Here is a 19,676-nt window from a genome sequence, read left to right as displayed (position 1 = left end):
CCGGGGATTCTAGGAGCCCCCGCTGCCGGACTCCCCGCGCGCTCGGGTCGGGCCCGGATCTGGCCGGGCGTCAGGCGAGCGGCGCAGCCAGCAGCAGCGCGACGTAGCCGCCGACGAGCAGGGGCGGGCCGAAGGCGATCGCGGTGCGCCAGCCCGCCCGGCCCAGAGCGATCAGCAGCAGCGAGCCGAGGGCGCCGATCAGCAGGCCGGCGAACACCCCGGCCAGCAGCACCCCCCAGCCGACCCAGCCGAGCACCAACCCGAGCAGCGCCACCAGCTTCACGTCCCCACCGCCGAGGCCGGAGGGCTGGACCAGCCGGGCGGCGGTGCCCAGGAGGTACGCGGCGGCCGCCGCGGCGAGCGCGCGCAGCAGGGCTCCCCAGCTGTCCAGGACGAAGGCGTCGCCCAGCAGGGCCAGGGCGCAACCACCGGCCGCCGGACCGGTGACCCGGTCGGGCAGCCGGTGCACGGCCAGGTCCACCCCGGCCAGGACGACGGCCGCCGCCCCCAACCAGGCGAACGCCAGCACGGCCGGCCGGACTCCGGTCAGTGCCGGGGCGGCGGCCAGCGCGCCCCCGGCCAGCACCGCGGTGACGGCCACCCGGGCGGCCGAGGGCCGGGCCGCCGGGTCACGGTCGGCCAGCCGCACCGTGACCGCGGCCAGCCAGGGGCCCAGCAGCAGACCCACGGCAGCGCCGACGGCGATGAGCAGGCCGGTCACCGACTCGGGCGTCAGGCGTCCAGCGCGGCGCGCATGGCGGCGATCGGGGCGGGCTGCCCGGTCATCAGCTCGACCTGGGCGGTGGCCTGCCAGAACAGGACCTCGAGCCCGCTGATCGAGTCACCGCCCGCCTCCTCGACGCGGCGGGCCAGTGGGGTCGGCCAACCGGCGTAGAGCACGTCGAGCACGAGCTGCCCGGCCCGCCAGTCCAGCTCGGCGACCGCGCGCTGCCCCTCGGCGGGCACCGTGCTCACCACGACCGGCGCCGCGACCCGGCCACCGGCCTCCAGAGGCTGGACGTCGACGGCCACGCCGAGCGTCTCCAGCACCCGCACCACGTCGGCCGCGCGCGCCGGCTCGCGGACCACGAGGTCGACCTGGCGCGCGCCGAGCGAGGCGAGGGCGACGGCCGCTGCCGCCGCCGTCCCCCCAGCGCCGAGCACCGCCGCGTGCTCGAGCTGGTCGACGCCGCCGGCCTGCAGCGCGGTGCCCACGCCGGCCACGTCGGTGTTCTCCGCGCGCCAGCCACCCTCGTCCGTGCGGATGAGGGTGTTGGCGGCGCGGAGCAGTCGCGGGAGGGGCTCGACGACGTCGGCGACCGCCGCAGCGGCGTGCTTGTTCGGCATGGTCACCGAGAAGCCGCGCCACTCCGGGCCCAGGCCGGCGAGCAGCACCGGGAGGTCCTCGGCGCCGACGTCCAGTGCGTCGTAGCTCCAGTCGGTGAGGCCCAGGGCGGTGTACGCCGCCCGGTGCAGCAGCGGGGACAGCGAGTGCGCCACCGGCCGGCCGAGGACGGCTGCCCTCATGCCGGCCGGTGACCCGGTTGCGGTCGTGATGTCAGTTCCCCGGGTTGTCCCGCAGCCACTGCTGGAACAGCAGCACGTTCTGCTGGTGCTCGGCACCGGTGGCGGCGAAGCGCGTCTCCCCGGTGTCGGGGTCGACGACCACGAAGAAGCGCCAGTCGCCCGGGGTGGGGTTCTGCACCGCGCGCAGCGCGTCCTCGCCGGGGTTGTTGATGGCGCCCGGCGGCAGCCCCGGGTGGACGTAGGTGTTGTACGGCGAGGGGTTGGCGCGGTCCTCGGCCGTGGTGGTGATGCCGCCCTTGTCGTTGGCGTAGTTCACCGTGGTGTCCAGCTGCAGCAGCATGCCGTCGGCCAGCCGGTTGTTGAGCACCGTGGCGACCTTGCCCATGTCCTCGACCGAGCCGGCCTCGGCCTGCACGAGGCTGGCCTCGGTGAGCACGCTGAGCCGGTTCTCCACCGGGATCTGCAGGTCGGTCAGCACCTGGTCGGTGCGGGCGACCATCCGGCTGAGCACGTCGACCGCCGTCTGGCCCGGCTCGACGTCGTAGGTGGCCGGGAAGAGGAAGCCCTCCAGCAGGCCGTTGGCGTAGGCCGGGAGCCCCAGCGCAGCGGGATCGGCGGCCGCGGCCTGCAGCTCCTCGAGCGGCAGACCGCCCTTGTCGGCCAGCAGCTGGAGCGTCTGGTCGACCGTCCTGCCCTCGGGGATCGTCACCTTGGTGACCATCCGCGAGGCCGGGTCCAGCAGCAGGTCCAGCGCGGACTGGCCGGACATCTGCGACCGCAGCGCGTAGACACCCGGCTGGATGCCGGTGGCAGCGGGGTTCGCCGCCGCCGCGTCGGCGAACGGCTCCACCGAGGCGATCACGTCGGCCTCGACCAGCGTGTTGCCGATCGCGCGCAGCGAGTCGCCGTCGTTGACCCGGATCTGCACGCTGCCGGTGCCGGTCCCGGTGTAGTCCTCGGCCACCGGGTTGATGGTGCGCCACAGGTAGAGCCCGCCGAAGGCCAGCCCGCCGATGATGCCGAGCAGTACGAGCAGGGAGATGGCGACGGTGATCGGGCCGCGGCGCTTGCGACCACCACCGGACCGTCGCCCACCGCCTCGTCCACGGCCACCGCCCGAGCCGCCGCCGTGCCCCCCGTCGTCGTAGTGGTCGTCGGGGTGGTCACCGATGACCTCGAGGCCACCGGTCTGGTCGAAGACCCCGGCACCCGTGGCCGGCCCGATCCCGTCGTGCTGCGGGTCGTGGTGGCGCGGGTCGACGTGGTACGGGTCGTCCTGGTGCGGGTCCTCGTGGTGCCGGTCGTCGGCGTACCGGTCCTCGGGGTGCTCGCCGTACGGCTGGGCCGCGTCGTGCACCTCGGTGGCCGGCTCGTCGTCCCGGTCGCGCGCGGTGGTGTTCGGGGCGTCGGTGAACAGCGCGGCCAGCGAGCTGCTCGCGGCTGCCTGCGGAGCCGGATCGGACACGGCGCGCTGGGGCGCGGACAGCCAGCCCGGGTCGGTGTCGGTGTCGGCGAACCGGTCGGCGACGACCCGGTCGGCGATGGTGGGCTCGACGGCCGGACGGGGCGGGGGCACGAGCCGTCGGTCGGCGCGGCCGCGGTCGTCGCCGGTGAGGAGCGGGACGGCCGGCGGCGCGGCGGGCATCTCCGCGGTGGCGGGCGCCGCGGCCGGCGGCGGGGCCCACGGACGGTCGGCAGGTGCGCCGGGCCCGCGGGGCGAGGCGCCACGGGCGTCGCCGACGCGCCCTCGGCCGGTCGAGGCAGCACCGTGGTTCGGCCGGTCGATGCCGAACGCGCTCACGTCCAGACCGGCGGCGGCCAGCCCGACGTTGGCGATGCCGGTGGCCTCCAGTCCGGTGATGCCGACGTCGGCGACGTCCACGGCGGGACGGGCGAGGACACGGACGCCGGTGGCGTCGGTGTCCGGGGCGGACCGACGTCCGCGCCGCGGCCGCAGGGTGGCGTCGGCCGGGGTGTCGGTGGCCACCGCGGAGCTGGACCAGGCGGCCAGCATCTCGCTGGCGGAACGGCCCGCGCCGTCGGCGTCGGGCTGTGCGTGGCGGCCGCGCTGGCGCGGCTGGGTCGGGTCCGTCACGAGTGGCGCCCCCTCGAGTCAGTGCCAGTGCGCGATCGCCCGTCGAGGTGACTCTGCAGGATGACCACTGCAGCCGCCTGGTCGATCACCGCACGCTGCCGGCGGGCATCGATGCCGCCTGCGCGCAGATGACTGGTAGCGGTCACGGTGGAGAGCCTCTCGTCGACGAGGTGCACCGGGACGTCCCCGATGCGACTGGCCAGGGCCCGAGCGTATGCACTGGCATCTCTTGCCGAGGCGCCCGACGCACCGGACAGATGCGTTGGCAACCCCACAACCACCTCCACCACCTCTTCTGTCACAACCAGCTCAGCGAGACGGTCCAGGTCGCTCTGGTCCTTGGCCCGGCGCAGCGTCACCAGCGGACTGGCGAGGGTCCCGGTTGCGTCGGAGAGCGCGACCCCGACCCGCACGGTGCCGACGTCGACCCCGAGTCGTCGGCCCGGGGTCCAGCCCTGCGTCGCGGCACCCGCGGCGGGGTCACTCGTCATCGACGCGGCTCGCCTCCTCGTCCGGGGCCGGCTCCGGACGCACCGGTCGGCGTGCTGCGCCTCCGGGCACGCGGGGCGGGTAACCGCCCAGGTCCAGGGCCCCAGTCTCCGGCGGACCCGGCGCAGCCGGCGCCCCGGCGGGCTCGCCGACCGGGGCCGGCGCGGGGAGGGGGAACGGCACGCGCTCGGTCGGCTGCTCTCCGTCAACGGCCCGGCCCGGCGCGCGGCCGGCGGGTGGCACGGGCGGCCGGGCCGCCCGCCGACCCACCGGGCCGGTGCCGGGACCGGAGGACGCGTCGGTCATGCGCCGGCCGCGCCGACGGCCTGCTCGGCCGCGGCCAGCGCGGCGGGGATGCCGTCCGGGTCGGTGCCACCACCCTGGGCCACGTCCGGCTTGCCGCCGCCCCGGCCGCCGACCGCGGGCGCGGCCGCCCGGAGCAGGTCGTTGGCCGACAGCCCGCGCTGCTGCGCCGCCGGGTTGACCGCGGCGATCAGCGCCACCTTCCCGTCCGCGGCGGAGGCGAGCACCACCGCTGCCGGGCGCTCGCCCAGCCGTCCGCGCACGTCCAGCGCCAGGCTGCGCAGGTCGCCGCCGGAGAGCCCGGACGGGGCCCCGGTGACCACCGCGACCCCGCCCACCTCGCGGGCACCGGCCGCCAGGTCGCCGGCGGCGGCCACCGCCTGCTGGGCGCGCAGGTCGGCCAGCTCCTTGTCGGCGTCCCGCAACCGGGCGATCATGCCGCTGACCCGGTCGGCCAGCCCGTCCTGCGGGGTCTTGAGCAGGTCGGCGAGCTGACGGACCAGGTCGCGTTCGCGGGCCAGGTACCGGAAGCCCTCCAGACCGACGGCGGCCTCGACCCGTCGCGCGCCGGAGCCGACCGAACTCTCGCCGGTCAGTGCCAGGGTGCCGATCTGCGCGCTGCCCCGGACGTGGGTGCCACCGCAGAGCTCGCGGGACCACTCGCCGCCGATCTCGACGACCCGGACCTGCTCGCCGTAGGTCTCGCCGAACAGCGCCAGCGCACCGAACTCCCGGGCCTCGGGCAGCGTCATGTACAGCGCCCGGACCCCGTGGTCGGCACGGACGGCGGCGTTGGCGACGTCCTCGACGTCGATCCGCTGCTGGGCGGTGAGCGCCCCCTGCCAGGCGAAGTCCAGCCGCAGGTAGCCGGGGCGGTTGTAGGAGCCCGACTGCAGGGCCTGCGGGCCGAGCACCTGCCGGAGCGCGGCGTGCAGCACGTGCGTGCCCGAGTGCGCCTGGCAGGCCGACAGCCGCCATTCGCGATCGACCTGCGCGGTCAGCTCGGTGCCCGCGCGCAGCTCGCCCTCGAGCACCCGGACCTGGTGCGCGACCAGGCCCTTCACCGGGCGCTGGACGTCGATGACCTCGGCGCGGCCGCCGTCCCAGGTCAGCTCGCCGGCGTCGGCGACCTGGCCGCCGGACTCGGCGTAGAACGGCGTGCGGTCCAGGACGACCCGGGTGATGCTGCCCGGGCCGACGACCGGCTCGCCGTCGGTGTCCTCCTCGTCGACGACGCCGAGCACCCGCGACTGGGTGTGCAGCGTGTCGTAGGCCCGCCAGTCGGTGGGGCCGAACTCCGACAGCAGCCGGCGGTAGGCCAGCACGTCGACCGCACCGGTGCGCTTGGCGCGGGCGTCGGCGCGGGCGCGGTCGCGCTGCTCCTTCATCAGGGCCCGGAAGCCCGCCTCGTCGACGGACACGCCCTGCTCGGCGGCCATCTCCAGGGTCACGTCGATCGGGAAGCCGTAGGTGTCGTGCAGCGAGAACGCCTGCTCACCCGAGAGCGCGGGCGTACCGGCCGCCTTCGCCTGGCCCACCGCGGTGTCGAACAGCGCCGTCCCGGCGGTGAGGGTGCGCCGGAACGCCTCCTCCTCCGCGTAGGCGATGCCGGAGATCCGGGCGAAGTCGGCGGCCACCTCGGGGTAGCTGGCGCTCATGGCGTCACGGGAGACCGGCAGCAGCTCCGGCAGCGTGGCCTCGTCGACCCCGAGCAGCTTCATCGACCGGACGGCGCGGCGCAGCAGCCGGCGCAGGATGTAGCCGCGGCCCTCGTTGCCGGGGGTGACGCCGTCGCTGATCAACATCAGCCCGCTGCGCACGTGGTCGGCGACGACCCGCAGCCGGACGTCGGTCTCGTGGTCGGCGCCGTAGCGCACCCCGGCGAGCTCCGCGGCCCGGCGCAGCACCGGGGCGACCTCGTCGATCTCGTACATGTTGTCGACGCCCTGGAGCAGGAAGGCCACCCGCTCCAGGCCCATGCCGGTGTCGATGTTCTTCTTCGGCAGGTCACCGAGGATGGGGAACTCCTTGCCCTCCCCCGGGCCCCGCTCGTACTGCATGAAGACCAGGTTCCAGATCTCCAGATACCGGTCGCCGGTGGGATCGGCCTCCGGACCGCCGCCGGGGCCGTACGCCGGCCCGCGGTCGTAGTGGATCTCCGAGCAGGGCCCGGCCGGGCCGGCCGCACCGGTGGACCAGTAGTTGTCGTCCTTGCCGCGGCGCTGGATGCGCTCGGCCGGGACGTAGGCCCGCCAGGCGTCGAACGCCTCGTCGTCGTCCAGGTAGACGGTCGGCCAGATCCGCTCGGGGTCCAGCCCCAGGCCGCCGTCGGAGACCTTCCCGGTCACCAGGTCCCAGGCGAACTGGATGGCCTCGGCCTTGAAGTAGTCGCCGAAGGAGAAGTTGCCGTTCATCTGGAAGAACGTGCCGTGGCGGGTGGTCTTGCCCACCTCCTCGATGTCGAGGGTGCGGACGCACTTCTGCACGCTGGTGGCCCGCGGGTAGGGCGCGGGCTCGCGACCGGTCAGGTACGGGATGAACGGCACCATCCCGGCGACGGTGAACAGCAGCGAGGGGTCCGGCGACACCAGAGAGGCGCTGGGGACGACGGTGTGCCCGCGCTTCTCGAAGTGCTCCAGGAAACGGCGGCGGATCTCGGCGGTCTGCATGCGGGTGGTCTCGGTCCTTCAGCGCGGGGTGGGCTCAGCGGTGCCCGGAGGAGGGCTCAGCGGCGCCCGGAGGGGATGGCTCAGCTGTCCGCGGCGTGGGCGCCGCGGCGGGTCGGCAGCGCGACCTGCGAGTTGTCGGGCAGCGGTGCGTCGAGCCCGGTGCCCGCCCGCAGCTCGTCCTCCCGGACCGCGGCGGCGGCGCGGACGTCGGCGCCGAAGTCGCCGATCGCCTCGGCCAGCTCGCGCAGCCCGTCGGCGAGGTTGCCGGCCAGGCTCTGCGGGGTCAGCTTCTCCGCGGTCTGGGACAGCTTGCGGACGACGAGCACACCGATGGTGATGCCCATGGTCAGCCAGAACAGCCGGCGCATCAGGCGGCCCGCCCGGCGCCGCGGCGGGCCCGCCGCTCGGCCTTGTCACGGGCGGCGGCGTCGGCGACGGCCTGCCCCTCGCGCTTCTTGCGGGCTGCGCTGCGCACGCCGTAGCTGAACGCGGCCACCTTGATCAGCGGGCTGCCCAGGGTCGCGGCGAAGACGCTGGTCAGCGCGGCGACGTTGCTCGAGACGTTCGCGGCGTTGCCGGTGATGTCGTCGACCCGCTCGAGGTTGGCGTTGACGTGGGTGACCGTCGTCGACGCCTGGCTCAGGATCGGCTGGCTCTGCTCCCGGACCTGGCGGATGGTCAGCGTCGTCTCGTCCAGGGTGCGTCCGAGCTTGAGCAGCGGCACCGCCACCAGGACCACCAGCAGCACCAAGGCACCGGCTGCGATCAGCCCGGCCCACTCTCCTGCAGACACTCGAGGGTCCCCTTCGTCGTCTCGTGCACGTCGCCGGTGGCAGCCCACCGGTCGAGCAACCCTAACCGCCGACACCGACACCGAGCGCCGCCGTTCGGGGCGGCGGCCGCGGGAGCTCAGCCGCGGCGGCGGACGATGGCCCGGAGCTTGGCCAGTCGGGCACCGATCTGGGCCTCCACCCCACGCCCCGTCGGCCGGTAGTAGTCCTTGCCCACCAGGGCGTCGGGCGGGTACTGCTGCGGGACGACGCCGTCGGGGTGGGCGTGCGGGTAGACGTAGGTCTTCCCGTGCCCGAGCTTCTTGGCACCGGCGTAGTGCGCGTCCCGGAGCCCGGCCGGCACGGGCCCGGCGAGCCCGGCTCGGACGTCGGCGACCGACTCCCCCATCGCGGTGGTGATCGCGTTGGACTTCGGTGCGGTGGCCAGGTGGACGACGGCGTGCGCCAGCGGGAAGTGGCCCTCGGGCATGCCGATGAAGGCGACCGCGTCGGCGGCGGCGACCGCGGTGAGCAGTGCGGTCGGGTCGGCCATGCCGATGTCCTCGCTGGCCGAGATGACCAGCCGGCGGGCGATGAACCGGGGGTCCTCCCCCGCCTCCACCATCCGGGCCAGGTAGTGCAGCGCGGCGTCGACGTCACTGCCGCGGATGCTCTTGATCAGCGCGCTGGCGATGTCGTAGTGCTGGTCACCGGAGCGGTCGTAGCGCACCGCGGCCTGGGCGACCGCTGTCTCCAGGGTGGCCAGGTCCAGCACCTCGGAACCGGCGGCCCGGGCCGCCCCCGCCCCGCTCTCCAGGGCGGTGAGCGCCTTGCGGGCGTCGCCGCCGGCCACCCGCAGCAGGTGCTCCTCGGCCTCGGCGGTCAGCGTCACCGCGCCGTCCAGCCCGCGCTCGCTGGTCAGCGCCCGGCGCAGCACGGTGCGCACGTCCTCGTCGTCCAGTGACTGCAACGCGAGCACCAGGCTGCGGGACAGCAGCGGGCTGACCACGGAGAAGAACGGGTTCTCCGTGGTCGCGGCGATCAGGCTGACGATCCGGTCCTCGACCGCGGACAGCAGCGAGTCCTGCTGGGTCTTGGAGAAGCGGTGCACCTCGTCGATGAACAGCACGGTGCGGCGGCCGGCATGGGTCAGCTCCCGCTTGGCGTTCGCGATGACCGCGCGCACCTCCTTGACCCCGGAGTCCAGCGCCGACAGCTGCACGAAGGAGCGCTGGGTGGCCAGCGAGATGACGTGCGCCAGCGTCGTCTTCCCGGTGCCGGGTGGGCCGTACAGCACCAGGGACATCGGCTCGTCGGCCTCCACCAGCCGGCGCAGCGGGGCACGCGCGCCCAGCAGGTGCTGCTGGCCCACCACCTCGTCCAGCGACCGCGGCCGCATGCGGACGGCCAGCGGCGCCCCGGGGTCGACCGGCGGCGGGCCCTCCTGGGGAGCGGGGTCGAACAACGACGTCACGGTTGCGAAGCTACCCGCGGGGCACGACGGGTCCGGCCACCCTCGACCTCCAGGAGACCCCATGCAGCAGCGCACGATCGGCAACAGCAGCGTCGGCACCGTTCCGGTGGGCGCGGTCGGACTGGGCGCCATGCCGCTGTCGACCAAGGACCCCCGGCCGACGCCGGCCGAGGCCGAGGCGGTGGTGCACGCGGCGCTGGACGCCGGGGTGACCCTGATCGACACCGCGGACGCCTACGCGCGCGACGAGTCGGAGTTCGGCCACAACGAGGAGCTCGTCGCCCGGGCGCTCCACTCGGCCGGCTCCCCGGACGACGTGCTGGTCGCCACCAAGGGTGGGCACACCCGCCGCGGCGCCGAGTGGGAGCTGGACGGTTCGCCGGACTACCTCCGCCGGGCCTGCGAGGACTCGCTGCGCCGGCTGGGCGTGGAGGCGATCGGGCTCTACCAGTTCCACCGCCCCGACCCGGCGACGCCGTGGGAGGAGTCGATGGGCGCGCTGCGGTCGCTGGTGGACGACGGGCTGGTGCGGATGGCCGGCATCTCCAACGCCGACGTCGGGCAGATCGACGCCGCCCGGGCGATCGTCGGTGACGCGCTGGTCAGCGTGCAGAACCAGTTCTCCCCCGGCTGGCGCTCCTCGGCCGGCGAGCTGGCGCACTGCGCGGCCACCGGTCTGGCGTTCCTGCCGTGGAGTCCGTTCGGCGGCGTGTCGGCGGCCAAGGAGCTGGGCTCCACCGCCGCGGAGTTCGCCGCCGTCGCCGACGAGCTCAACGTCTCGGTCTACCAGGTGACCCTGGCCTGGCACCTGGCCCAGGCCGACGAGGTGATCCCGATCCCCGGCGCCTCTCGCCCGGAGTCCATCACCGACTCCGCGGCAGCAGCCGACCTCCACCTGACCGCCGACCACCTCACCCGCCTCAACGCCGCCTGACCCTCGACCTCATGTTGAGGTCCGGTTGATCATCGGCGTCTGGCTGCGGCACTCGGCGTGTCAGTCGGTCGGTCGGTCGCCGATGATCAACGGGGCAGCCACGGGGACGGCGTCATCCACAGTTGGGCGGTGGGTCCACAGATCGGCTGGGCCGGCGCCACCGAGGCGGGACAGGTCAGAGGGTGCTGCGCATGGCACCGCAGGTCTTCACTACAGCCGCTGCACGCTCGGCGGGGCTCACCCGGTCGGTGATGCGTGGGCAGTCCTACGTGCGGCTGGCGCACGGGGTGGTGGCGCACCTCGACGACGCGATCGACGAACGCGAGCGGCTCGGGCTCCTGGCCACCGTGCTGCCGCCGGACGCCGCGTTCAGCCACCAGACGGCCGCTGCGCTCCTGGGTGCGCCGATCGCGATGCCGTCCCGTCCCCACGTCGCGATGACCCCGCGCCGGGTGCTACCCCAGCACGCCGGCCTGGTGGTGCACGGTCGGCGCCTCGTGACCGAGGACGTCGTCCTGCACCAGGGGCTGCGGGTCACCTCGGGCGCGCAGACGTTCCTCGACGTGGCCGCCGTCCTCCCACCCCAGGAACTGGTCGCCGTCGGAGACGCCCTGCTGCGCGCCGGCCACCTTGACGCAGCCGGACTCCTGGCTCGACTCAGCCGTGCCGACCGGGTGCGTGGCGTGGTGCGGGCCCGTGCCTGCGCACCGCTGCTGACGCCGCTGGCCCAGTCCCGCCCGGAGAGCGTGCTGCGGTACTGGCTGCTCGCCAGCGACCTGCCCGACCCGGAGCCCCAAGTACCGGTGGCGGATCGATGGGGCCGCGTGGTGGCGCACGGCGACCTGGGGTACCGCGAGTGGAAGCTGCTGCTGGAGTACGAGGGCCGGCAGCACGCGGACGCCGAACAGTTCGGCCGCGACGTCGACCGCTACTCGCTGATGGCCGCCGACGGCTGGTTGGTGCTCCGCTTCGCCCGGCCGCACCTGCCCCGGCCAGAAGTCGTCGTCGACCGAACCCGCCGGGCGCTCCTCAGCCGCGGCTGGCGTCCGTCAGCGCGTTGATCATCGGCGAGTGGCTGCTCGACTCGCTGGTGCGAGCGACCACTCGCCGATGATCAACTGCAAGAGGGGACTACTTCGTGGGGTCCGTCGGGCCGGGGGCACCGGGCTGGCCGGGGGCCGGCTCGGCCTGCGGGTCGACGTCGATCCCAGCTTCCTTGCGCTGGGCGGGGGTGATCGGCGTGGGAGCGCCGGTGAGCGGGTCGTAGCCGGCGCCGGTCTTCGGGAACGCGATGACCTCCCGGATCGAGTCCACCCCGGCCAGCAGGGCGGTGAGCCGGTCCCAGCCGATCGCGGCGCCGGCGTGCGGCGGCGGGCCGTAGTCGAAGGCCTCCAGGAACCAGCCGAACTGGGCCCGGGCCTCCTCCTGGGTCATGCCCAGGGTCTGGAACACCCGCTCCTGCAGCTGCGCGTCGGCGATGCGGACCGACCCGCTCATCAGCTCGTTGCCGTTGCACACCAGGTCGTAGGCGTCCGACAGCGCGGCGTCCTTGTCCTCGGCGAACCGCTCCCGCCACTCCGGGGTGGGCGAGGTGAAGGGGTGGTGCATGAAGGTCCAGTCGCCGTCCTCGGTCTCCTCGAACATCGGGAAGTCGACGACGAACAGGAACGACCAGGAGCCCGGCTCGATGAGCTCGAGCCGCTTGGCCACCTCGTTGCGCGCGGCGCCCAGCAGCTCCTGCGAGGAGCGGCGCTGGCCGGCGGCGAAGAAGACGCAGTCGCCGGGCTTCGCGCCGGCGGCCTCGACGAGGCCTGCACGCTCGGTCTCGGAGATGTTCTTCGACACCGGCCCGCCGAGCGTGCCGTCCTCGGCGATCGTGACGTAGGCCAGGCCCTTGGCCCCACGGGACCGCGCCCAGTCCTGCCACGCGTCGAACGCCCGCCGCGGCTGCGAGCCACCGCCGGGCATCACGATCGCGCCGACGTAAGGCGCCTGGAACACCCGGAACGGGGTGTCGGCGAAGTAGTCGGTCAGCTCGGTGAGCTCGACCCCGAAGCGCAGGTCGGGCTTGTCGGACCCGAACCGGTCCATCGCCTCGCGGTAGGTCATCCGCGGGATCTCCGGGACGTCGTAGGACGCCAGCTCCCGCCACAGCGCCCGGATGACGTCCTCGGCGACGGCCAGCACGTCGTCCCGCTCGACGAAGCTCATCTCGAAGTCCAGCTGGGTGAACTCCGGCTGCCGGTCGGCGCGGAAGTCCTCGTCCCGGAAGCAGCGGGCGATCTGGTAGTACCGCTCGAGCCCACCGACCATCAGCAGCTGCTTGAACAGCTGCGGCGACTGCGGCAGCGCGTACCAGTGGCCGGGCTGCAGCCGCACCGGGACGACGAAGTCGCGGGCGCCCTCGGGGGTGGAGCGGGTCAGCGACGGGGTCTCCACCTCGGTGAAGCCGTGCCCGGCCATGACGCCGCGGGCGATCCGGTTGACCTCGCTGCGCAGCCGCAGCGCCGCGGCCGGCCCCTGGCGGCGCAGGTCGAGGTAGCGGTACCGGTAGCGGACGTCGTCCCCGGCGGCCTGGGCGGTCTCGATCGGGAACGGCAGCGGAGCGGCGGCCGACAGCACCCGCAGCTCGCTGGCGACGACCTCGATCTCACCGGTGGGCAGCTCGGGGTTCTCGTTGCCCGAAGGGCGGCGCTGGACGTCGCCGGTGACGAGCACGCAGTACTCGTTGCGCAGCGCGTGCGCCTCCTCCTCGCGGACGACGACCTGGGCGTAGCCGGAGGCGTCGCGCAGGTCGAGGAAGACGACCCCGCCGTGGTCGCGCCGGCGGGCGACCCAGCCGGCGAGGGTGACCGTGGAACCGGCGTCGGTCGCGCGGAGCGTGCCGGCGTCGTGGGTGCGGAGCACTTCAGGCCTCTTTCGAGAAGGGGGGACGGGTCACCAGCGGTCGTGCACGTGGGCGCGGATGCGCTCGTCGTACACGCGCTCGAGGTCGGCGAGCTGGCTGGCGGTGAGGGACGGGAGCGAGGCGGCGGCCACGTTGCCCAGCGCCTGCTGGACGTTGCGCGCGCCGGGGATGACGGTGGTGACGCCGGGCTGGTCGATGACCCAGCGCAGCGCGAAGGCGGCCGTCGTGACGTCCGGGCCGGCGATCTCGGCGACCTCGCGGGCGGCGGCGACGCCGACCTCGAACGGCACGCCGGCGAAGGTCTCGCCGACGTCGAAGGCCTCGCCGTTGCGGTTGAAGTTCCGGTGGTCGTCGGCCGGGAAGGTGGTGTCGGTCGAGTACTTGCCCGACAGCAGGCCGCTGGCCAGCGGGACGCGGGCGAGGATGCCGACCTCGGCGCGCACGGCGGCGGGCAGCAGCTCCTCCAGCGGCTTGCGCCGGAACACGTTGAGGATCACCTGGATCGACTGCACACCCGGGTGCTGCAGCGCGGTCAGGCCCTCGGCGACGGTCTCGACCGAGACGCCGTAGGCGGCGATCGCCTGCTCCTCGACCAGGGCGTCGAGGGTCTCGTAGACCCGGTCGTCGGAGTAGACGGCCGGCGGCGGGCAGTGCAGCTGCACCAGGTCCAGGGTGTCCACGCCGAGGTTGCGCCGCGACCGGTCGATCCAGGCGCGCAGGTTCTCCGGCGTGTACTGCTCGGCGGTGAACGGGTCGGCGCGGCGGCCGGCCTTGGTTGCGACGAAGGGGCGCTCGCCGCGGGCGGCCAGCGCCTTGCGGATGCGCTCCTCGGAGCGGCCGTCGCCGTAGACGTCGGCGGTGTCGAGCAGGGTGACCCCGGCGTCCAGCGCGGCGTCGAGGACGGCGGCGGCGTCGTCCTCGGTGACGTCGCCCCAGTCGCCGCCCAGCTGCCAGGTGCCCAGGCCGACGACGGAGACGTCGGCCCCGGTGCGGCCGAGCGGGCGGGTCTCCAGCGGAGTCGATGAGGTCATGCGCCCACCGTCGCACGCACGCGGTCGAACAGCTCACCCAGGGGGACGGCGACCTGCTCGGCGGTGCGCAGGTCACGCAGCTGCGCGACACCCTCGGCGATGTCCCGGTCGCCGACGACGACGGCGTGCGTGGCCCCCGACCGGTCGGCGGCCTTCATCGCGCCCTTGAGCCCGCGGTCGCCGTAGACGGTGTCGGCGGAGATGCCGGCCTCGCGCAGCTGGCCGACCAGCTTCACCGCGAGCCGCTTGGCCTCGGCCCCCAGCGGGACGACGAACGCCTGCACGCCGGCCGTGGCGGCGACGTCCAGCCCCTCGGCCTGCACCGCCAGCAGCGTGCGGTCGACGCCCACGGCGTAGCCGATGCCGGACAGGTCCGGGCCGCCGAGGGCCGCGGACAGCCCGTCGTAGCGCCCGCCGCCACCGATCGCCGACTGGGCGCCCAGGCCGGAGTGGACGAACTCGAAGGTGGTCTTCGTGTAGTAGTCCAGCCCGCGCACCAGCCGCGGCGCCTCGGTCCACGCCACACCGAGGTCGGTCAGGTGCTGGCGGACCGCGTCGTAGTGCGCCTTGGTGGAGTCGGAGAGGTGGTCGACCATCAGCGGGGCGTCGGCCAGCTGGGCCTGCACCTCGGGGCGCTTGTCGTCCAGCACCCGCAGCGGGTTGATCTCCGCCCGGCGCCGGGTCTCCTCGTCCAGGTCCAGCTCGGCCAGGTAGGAGACGAGCAGCTCGCGGTACTGCGGGCGGCAGGTGGCGTCACCCAGCGAGGTCAGCTGCAGCTCGAAGTCGCGCAGCCCCAGGTCACGGAACCCCTGCACCGCCAGCGCCACCACCTCCGCGTCCAGTGCCGGGTCGTCGACGCCGAGCGCCTCGCAGTCGACCTGGGTGAAGTGCCGGTACCGGCCGGCCTGCGGGCGCTCGTAGCGGAAGGCCGAGCCGACCGCCCACAGCTTCACCGGCAGGGCGCCGGAGTACAGCCGGTGCTCGATGAACGACCGCATCAGCCCGGCGGTGAGCTCCGGCCGCAGCGTCAGCGACCGGCCACCGCGGTCGGTGAACGTGTACATCTCCTTGGACACGACGTCGGTGGACTCCCCCACCCCGCGGGAGAAGACGGCGGTGTCCTCGAACGTCGGCGTCTCGATGTATCCGTAGCCCGCCCGGCGCAGCGGCGCGGTCAGGGTGTCCCGGACGGCCAGGAACTGGGCCGACTCGGGGGGCAGCGTGTCGAACGTGCCCTTGGGAGCCCGCATGGGCTCGGTCATCAGAGTCCTCGTCCCTTCGGCGCACTCGCGGCTTCGGCGAGGTACGGGTTGGTGGCGCGCTCGCGCCCGATCGTGGTGGCCGGCCCGTGCCCGGGCAGCACGACGGTCTTGTCGTCCAGTGGCAGGACGACGTCCCGCAGCGACCCGAGCATGTCGTCCCAGGAACCGCCGGGCAGGTCGACCCGGCCCACCGAGCCGGCGAACAGCACGTCACCGGCGAGCAGCCCGGGGGCCTCCCCGAGGTCGAGGGAGAAGACCACCGAGCCACGGGTGTGCCCCGGCGCGTGCCGCACGGTCAGGTCGACGCCGGCCAGCGAGATCGTCGTCCCGTCGGCCAGCGGCAGGACGTCGGCAGGGTCGGGCAGCCGCACGCCGGTGATCAGGGGGGCGAGCTGCGGGCCGTGCCAGCGCGCCGGGTCCGACAGCATGCCGGTGTCCTCGGGGTGCAGGTAGGCCGGGATGTCGTAGCCCTCGCAGACCGGGAGCACGGAGAAGGTGTGGTCCAGGTGGCCGTGGGTGAGCACGACCGCGACCGGCTTCAGCCCGTCCGCGGCCAGCATCGCGGCCAGCGGCTCCACGGCGTCCATCCCCGGGTCGACCACGACGCACTCCTGCCCGGCGCCGGACGCGACGGCGTAGCAGTTGGTGCCGAAGGCACCGGCTGGGAAGGAGCGGATGAGCACCCGTGCAGGTTACGCGGGCGTCCCGGCGAGCTGGCCGCGCTGCCAGGGAGTGGACAGCCACCCCACCTACACTGCGCACTCGACATCCACGGATGCGTGACCGGACGGCGGCCGCCCGTGAGACAGCGCAGCAAGCCGAGGAGCCCGAGAAGAGTGCCGACCAACAAGCAGCGCCGCGAGGCGGCCCAGCGACGTCTGCAGCGCCAGCTCGAGCGGCGCGAGGAGCTCGCCCGCAAGCGCAAGCGGAACCTGCTGGTGGGGGTGACCGTGGTCGCCGTCCTCGCCGTGATCGGCGCCGTCTTCGTCATCACCGGCCTCGGGAACGACGAGGACAACGCCGGCAACGCCACCGCCGCCGGTGAGTCCACCGCGGCCGGCGTCGTCGACGGCAGTGACGGCACGTGCGACTTCGTCCCGGACACCTCCGGCAGCGACACCCTCACCGACGTCGGCGTCCCGCCGGCCGAGGTGCCGACCACCGGCACGGCGAACGTCACGATGACCACCTCCGCCGGTGACATCGGGCTGACCCTGGACCAGGAGAACGCCCCCTGCGCCTCCGCGAGCATGGTGTACCTGGCCCAGCAGGGGTTCTTCGACGGCACGCCCTGCCACCGGCTGACCAGCGGCGGGCTGAGCGTGCTGCAGTGCGGTGACCCCAGCGGCACCGGCACCGGCGGCCCGACCTACGACTTCCCGACCCAGGTGACCGGCTCGGAGACCTACCCGCGCGGCACGCTGGCGATGGCCAACGCCGGGCAGGGCACCGACGCCAGCCAGTTCTTCCTGGTCTACGCCGACAGCCAGCTCCAGCCGGACTACACCGTCGTCGGCACCATCGACGAGGCCGGCCTGGCGACCCTGGACGCCATCGCCGCCGCCGGCATCGCGGACGGCGCCACCGACGGGGCCCCCGCGCAGCCGGTGACCATCGAGTCGGTCACCGTCGCCCAGTGACCCGCTGATCCAGCCGCCGGCGGCCCGGACCCCACCTGGGGGCCGGGCCGTCGGCGTCTCGGCCCCGCGACAGCGCCCGTGAGGGCAGCGGGGCCCTCCCTCAGGCGGTGACGCGCTCCACGTCGAAGACGCCGTCGACGTTGCGGACGGTCTGCAGCACCGCGCCCAGGTGCGCCGGATCGGCCAGCTCGAAGGTGAACCGGCTGATCGCCACCCGGTCGCGGCTGGTCTGCACCGACGCGGACAGGATGTTGACCCGCTCGTCGGCGAGGGCCTTGGTGACGTCCGACAGCAGCCGGTGCCGGTCCAGCGCCTCCACCTGGATGGCGACCAGGAACACGGCACCTGGCTGGGAGGCCCAGTCGACCTCGACCAGCCGCTCGGGCTTGCGCTGCAGGTCGGCTGCGTTGGTGCAGTCGGTGCGGTGCACGCTGACGCCGCCGCCGCGGGTGACGAACCCGAGGATGTCGTCACCGGGCACCGGGGTGCAGCACTTGGCGAGCTTGGCCCACACGTCGGTCATGCCGTGGACGACGACGCCCGGGTCACCGCTGGCGGTGCGGGCGACGGTGCGCTTGGTCGGGATCGCCGTCTCGGCGATGTCCTCGGTCGCGCCCTCGGAGCCGCCGAGAGCGGTGATCAGCTTCTCCACCAGGGAGTGCGCGGAGACCTGGTTCTCCCCCACCGCGGCGTACAGCGCGCTGACGTCGGGGTAGTGCAGGTCGGCGGCGAGAGTGGCCAGCTGGTCACCGCCCAGCAGCCGCTGCAGCGGCAGCCCGGCCTTGCGCATCGCCTTGGTCAGCGCGTCCTTGCCCGCCTCGACGGCGTCCTCGCGGCGCTCCTTGGTGAACCACTGCCGGATCTTGGTGCGGGCGCGGGAGCTGCCGACGAAGGACAGCCAGTCCTTGGACGGCGCGGCCGTGGGCGACCGGGAGGTGAAGACCTCCACCACGTCACCGTTGGACAGCTTGCTGTCCAGGGAGACCAGGTTGCCGTTGACCCGGGCGCCGATGCAGCGGTGGCCGACCTCGGTGTGCACCGCGTAGGCGAAGTCGACCGGGGTCGACTCGCCGGGCAGGCTGATCACGTCGCCCTTGGGCGTGAAGACGAAGACCTCCTGCGGACCGAGGTCGTAGCGCAGCGTCTCCAGGAACTCACCGGGCTCCTGCGCCTCGCGCTGCCAGTCCAGCAGCTGGCGCAGCCACAGCATGTCGTCGCCGGGCGCGCCCGGGGCCGGCACTAGCTCGGCCTTGCCGCCACCGGCCTTCGCGGCGGCCTTCGCCTTCTCCTTGTACTTCCAGTGCGCCGCGATCCCGTACTCCGCGGTGCGGTGCATCTCGTGGGTGCGGATCTGCAGCTCGACGGGCTTGCCCTGCGGGCCGATCACCGTGGTGTGCAGCGACTGGTACATGTTGAACTTCGGCATCGCCACGAAGTCCTTGAAGCGGCCGGGCACCGGCTGCCAGTGCGCGTGCATGATGCCGAGTGCGGCGTACACGTCACGTACCGACTCGACCAGGATCCGGATGCCGACCAGGTCCCAGATGTCGGTGAAGTCGCGCCCGCGGACGATCATCTTCTGGTAGATCGAGTAGTAGTGCTTGGGCCGGCCGGTGACCGTCGCCTCGATCTTGGCGGCCTTGAGCTGGTCGGTGACCGCCGAGGTGACCTCGGACAGGTAGGTGTCCCGGGACGGCGCCCGCTCGGCGACCAGCCGCACGATCTCGTCGTACCGCTTGGGGTAGAGCGTGGCGAACGCGAGGTCCTCGAGTTCCCACTTGATCGTGTTCATGCCCAGCCGGTGGGCCAGCGGGGCGAGGATCTCCAGCGTCTCGCGGGCCTTCTTCTCCTGCTTCTCCGGCGGGAGGAAGCGCAGCGTGCGCATGTTGTGCAGCCGGTCGGCCAGCTTGATGACCAGCACCCGGGGGTCGCGGGACATCGCGACGATCATCTTGCGGATCGTCTCGGCCTGCGCGCCGTCCCCGAACTTGACCTTGTCGATCTTGGTGACGCCGTCGACCAGGTGGGCGACCTCCGGGCCGAAGTCGGCGGTGATCGACTCCAGTGTCGTGCCGGTGTCCTCGACGGTGTCGTGCAGCAGCGCGGCGACCAGTGTGGTGGTGTCCATGCCCAGCCCGGCCAGTACGGTGGCCACCGCCAGCGGGTGGGTGATGTAGGGGTCACCGCTCTTGCGCTTCTGCGCGGAGTGGGCCGCCTCGGCCACGTCGTAGGCGCGCTGGAGCAGCAGCAGGTCGGCCTTGGGGTGGCTCTGCCGGTGCAGCGCCGCCAGCGGTTCGAGCACCGGCCGGATGCCGGTGGAGCGCTGGCCGGCCACGATCCGGCGGGCCAGCCGGTCGCGTACCCGGCGGCGCGGGGCGGCGTCGTGCTCCCCGCCGGGCTCCGGTGCGACGTCGTCTGGACGACGGACGGCAGGCCGCTGGGGCAGCGTCACCCGCGGCGGCTCCTCCTCGACGGGGGGCGCGCCGGACGTCTGCGGTGCGACGACGTCAGAGGCCACGGGAGCTCCTGCACTGTTGAGGAGTGGATGACCCTCCCCATGCTAGCCGCGGCCGA

16 protein-coding genes are annotated in these 19,676 nt (G+C 73.9%); 3 read left to right on the top strand and 13 right to left on the bottom strand.

Annotated features, from left to right (window positions below; translation table 11 throughout):
- Positions 1 to 70 precede the first annotated feature (70 nt).
- The 8 genes from HLA93_RS07195 to HLA93_RS07160 form a co-directional block, all read right to left on the bottom strand.
- Positions 71 to 721 (bottom strand): prepilin peptidase, encoded by a 651-nt coding sequence (locus tag HLA93_RS07195; protein ID WP_222193652.1) that lies wholly within the window; start codon positions 719 to 721, stop codon positions 71 to 73.
- An 11-nt stretch (positions 722 to 732) separates the two neighbouring features.
- Positions 733 to 1,527: a shikimate dehydrogenase gene (locus tag HLA93_RS07190; RefSeq protein ID WP_222193651.1), complete on the bottom strand. Its 795-nt coding sequence runs from the start codon at positions 1,525 to 1,527 to the stop codon at positions 733 to 735.
- A gap of 31 nt (positions 1,528 to 1,558) precedes the next feature.
- Positions 1,559 to 3,622, bottom strand: coding sequence for an endolytic transglycosylase MltG (gene mltG, locus HLA93_RS07185; RefSeq protein WP_308127992.1), 2,064 nt, complete (start codon positions 3,620 to 3,622; stop codon positions 1,559 to 1,561).
- Entirely contained in the window at positions 3,619 to 4,113 is a 495-nt protein-coding gene (gene ruvX, locus HLA93_RS07180; RefSeq protein WP_222193650.1) for a Holliday junction resolvase RuvX, read from the bottom strand. The genes mltG and ruvX overlap by 4 nt, the downstream gene beginning before the upstream one ends.
- Positions 4,114 to 4,413: 300 nt before the next feature.
- Positions 4,414 to 7,083, bottom strand: a complete 2,670-nt coding sequence (alaS, locus tag HLA93_RS07175; protein WP_222193649.1) for an alanine--tRNA ligase — start codon at positions 7,081 to 7,083, stop codon at positions 4,414 to 4,416.
- 80 nt (positions 7,084 to 7,163) lie between these two features.
- Positions 7,164 to 7,451: a hypothetical protein gene (locus HLA93_RS07170; RefSeq protein ID WP_222193648.1), complete on the bottom strand. Its 288-nt coding sequence runs from the start codon at positions 7,449 to 7,451 to the stop codon at positions 7,164 to 7,166.
- A complete protein-coding gene (locus HLA93_RS07165; protein ID WP_222193647.1) occupies positions 7,451 to 7,876 on the bottom strand; it encodes a DUF948 domain-containing protein in 426 nt (141 codons plus the stop codon). Before HLA93_RS07165 ends, HLA93_RS07170 begins: the two co-directional genes overlap by 1 nt.
- Before the next feature lie 116 nt (positions 7,877 to 7,992).
- A complete protein-coding gene (locus HLA93_RS07160; RefSeq protein WP_222193646.1) occupies positions 7,993 to 9,327 on the bottom strand; it encodes a replication-associated recombination protein A in 1,335 nt (444 codons plus the stop codon).
- A gap of 61 nt (positions 9,328 to 9,388) precedes the next feature.
- Between HLA93_RS07160 and HLA93_RS07155 the strand changes: the two genes are divergently transcribed.
- Both HLA93_RS07155 and HLA93_RS07150 read left to right on the top strand, forming a co-directional pair.
- Positions 9,389 to 10,261: an aldo/keto reductase gene (locus tag HLA93_RS07155; protein ID WP_222193645.1), complete on the top strand. Its 873-nt coding sequence runs from the start codon at positions 9,389 to 9,391 to the stop codon at positions 10,259 to 10,261.
- Positions 10,262 to 10,452: 191 nt separating this feature from the next.
- Positions 10,453 to 11,322 (top strand): hypothetical protein, encoded by an 870-nt coding sequence (locus HLA93_RS07150; RefSeq protein ID WP_222193644.1) that lies wholly within the window; start codon positions 10,453 to 10,455, stop codon positions 11,320 to 11,322.
- A gap of 70 nt (positions 11,323 to 11,392) precedes the next feature.
- Here the strand turns inward: HLA93_RS07150 and aspS are convergent, their stop codons facing one another.
- The 4 genes from aspS to HLA93_RS07130 are packed head-to-tail and all read right to left on the bottom strand — an operon-like array spanning position 11,393 to position 16,145.
- A complete protein-coding gene (gene aspS, locus HLA93_RS07145) occupies positions 11,393 to 13,168 on the bottom strand; it encodes an aspartate--tRNA ligase (RefSeq protein ID WP_222193643.1) in 1,776 nt (591 codons plus the stop codon).
- Positions 13,169 to 13,198: 30 nt separating this feature from the next.
- Entirely contained in the window at positions 13,199 to 14,200 is a 1,002-nt protein-coding gene (locus tag HLA93_RS07140; RefSeq protein ID WP_222193642.1) for an aldo/keto reductase, read from the bottom strand.
- Positions 14,197 to 15,462: a histidine--tRNA ligase gene (hisS, locus tag HLA93_RS07135; RefSeq protein ID WP_222193641.1), complete on the bottom strand. Its 1,266-nt coding sequence runs from the start codon at positions 15,460 to 15,462 to the stop codon at positions 14,197 to 14,199. The genes HLA93_RS07140 and hisS overlap by 4 nt, the downstream gene beginning before the upstream one ends.
- Positions 15,462 to 16,145 carry an MBL fold metallo-hydrolase gene (locus tag HLA93_RS07130; RefSeq protein ID WP_222193640.1) on the bottom strand — a complete coding sequence of 228 codons (684 nt, stop codon included), beginning with the start codon at positions 16,143 to 16,145 and terminating at the stop codon, positions 15,462 to 15,464. Before HLA93_RS07130 ends, hisS begins: the two co-directional genes overlap by 1 nt.
- A gap of 153 nt (positions 16,146 to 16,298) precedes the next feature.
- On the opposite strand from HLA93_RS07130, the gene HLA93_RS07125 reads away from it, so the two are divergent.
- Positions 16,299 to 17,102 carry a peptidylprolyl isomerase gene (locus tag HLA93_RS07125; protein WP_222193639.1) on the top strand — a complete coding sequence of 268 codons (804 nt, stop codon included), beginning with the start codon at positions 16,299 to 16,301 and terminating at the stop codon, positions 17,100 to 17,102.
- A gap of 100 nt (positions 17,103 to 17,202) precedes the next feature.
- Here the strand turns inward: HLA93_RS07125 and HLA93_RS07120 are convergent, their stop codons facing one another.
- Positions 17,203 to 19,620: a RelA/SpoT family protein gene (locus HLA93_RS07120; RefSeq protein WP_222193638.1), complete on the bottom strand. Its 2,418-nt coding sequence runs from the start codon at positions 19,618 to 19,620 to the stop codon at positions 17,203 to 17,205.
- Positions 19,621 to 19,676: the final 56 nt, after the last annotated feature.

Source organism: Modestobacter italicus (assembly GCF_019799965.1).
GTDB lineage: Bacteria > Actinomycetota > Actinomycetes > Mycobacteriales > Geodermatophilaceae > Modestobacter > Modestobacter italicus_A.
Note: the sequence above shows the minus strand (reverse complement) of the source record. Positions and strands in the feature narration are given on the sequence as shown.

Coding starts and splice junctions, on each gene's coding strand:
- alaS (WP_222193649.1), bottom strand. CDS start 7,083: ATGCAGACCGCCGAGATCCGCCGCCGTTTCCTGGAGCACTTCGAGAAG.
- ruvX (WP_222193650.1), bottom strand. CDS start 4,113: ATGACGAGTGACCCCGCCGCGGGTGCCGCGACGCAGGGCTGGACCCCG.
- HLA93_RS07150 (WP_222193644.1), top strand. CDS start 10,453: ATGGCACCGCAGGTCTTCACTACAGCCGCTGCACGCTCGGCGGGGCTC.
- HLA93_RS07155 (WP_222193645.1), top strand. CDS start 9,389: ATGCAGCAGCGCACGATCGGCAACAGCAGCGTCGGCACCGTTCCGGTG.
- HLA93_RS07140 (WP_222193642.1), bottom strand. CDS start 14,200: ATGACCTCATCGACTCCGCTGGAGACCCGCCCGCTCGGCCGCACCGGG.
- HLA93_RS07190 (WP_222193651.1), bottom strand. CDS start 1,527: ATGAGGGCAGCCGTCCTCGGCCGGCCGGTGGCGCACTCGCTGTCCCCG.
- hisS (WP_222193641.1), bottom strand. CDS start 15,462: ATGACCGAGCCCATGCGGGCTCCCAAGGGCACGTTCGACACGCTGCCC.
- HLA93_RS07170 (WP_222193648.1), bottom strand. CDS start 7,451: ATGCGCCGGCTGTTCTGGCTGACCATGGGCATCACCATCGGTGTGCTC.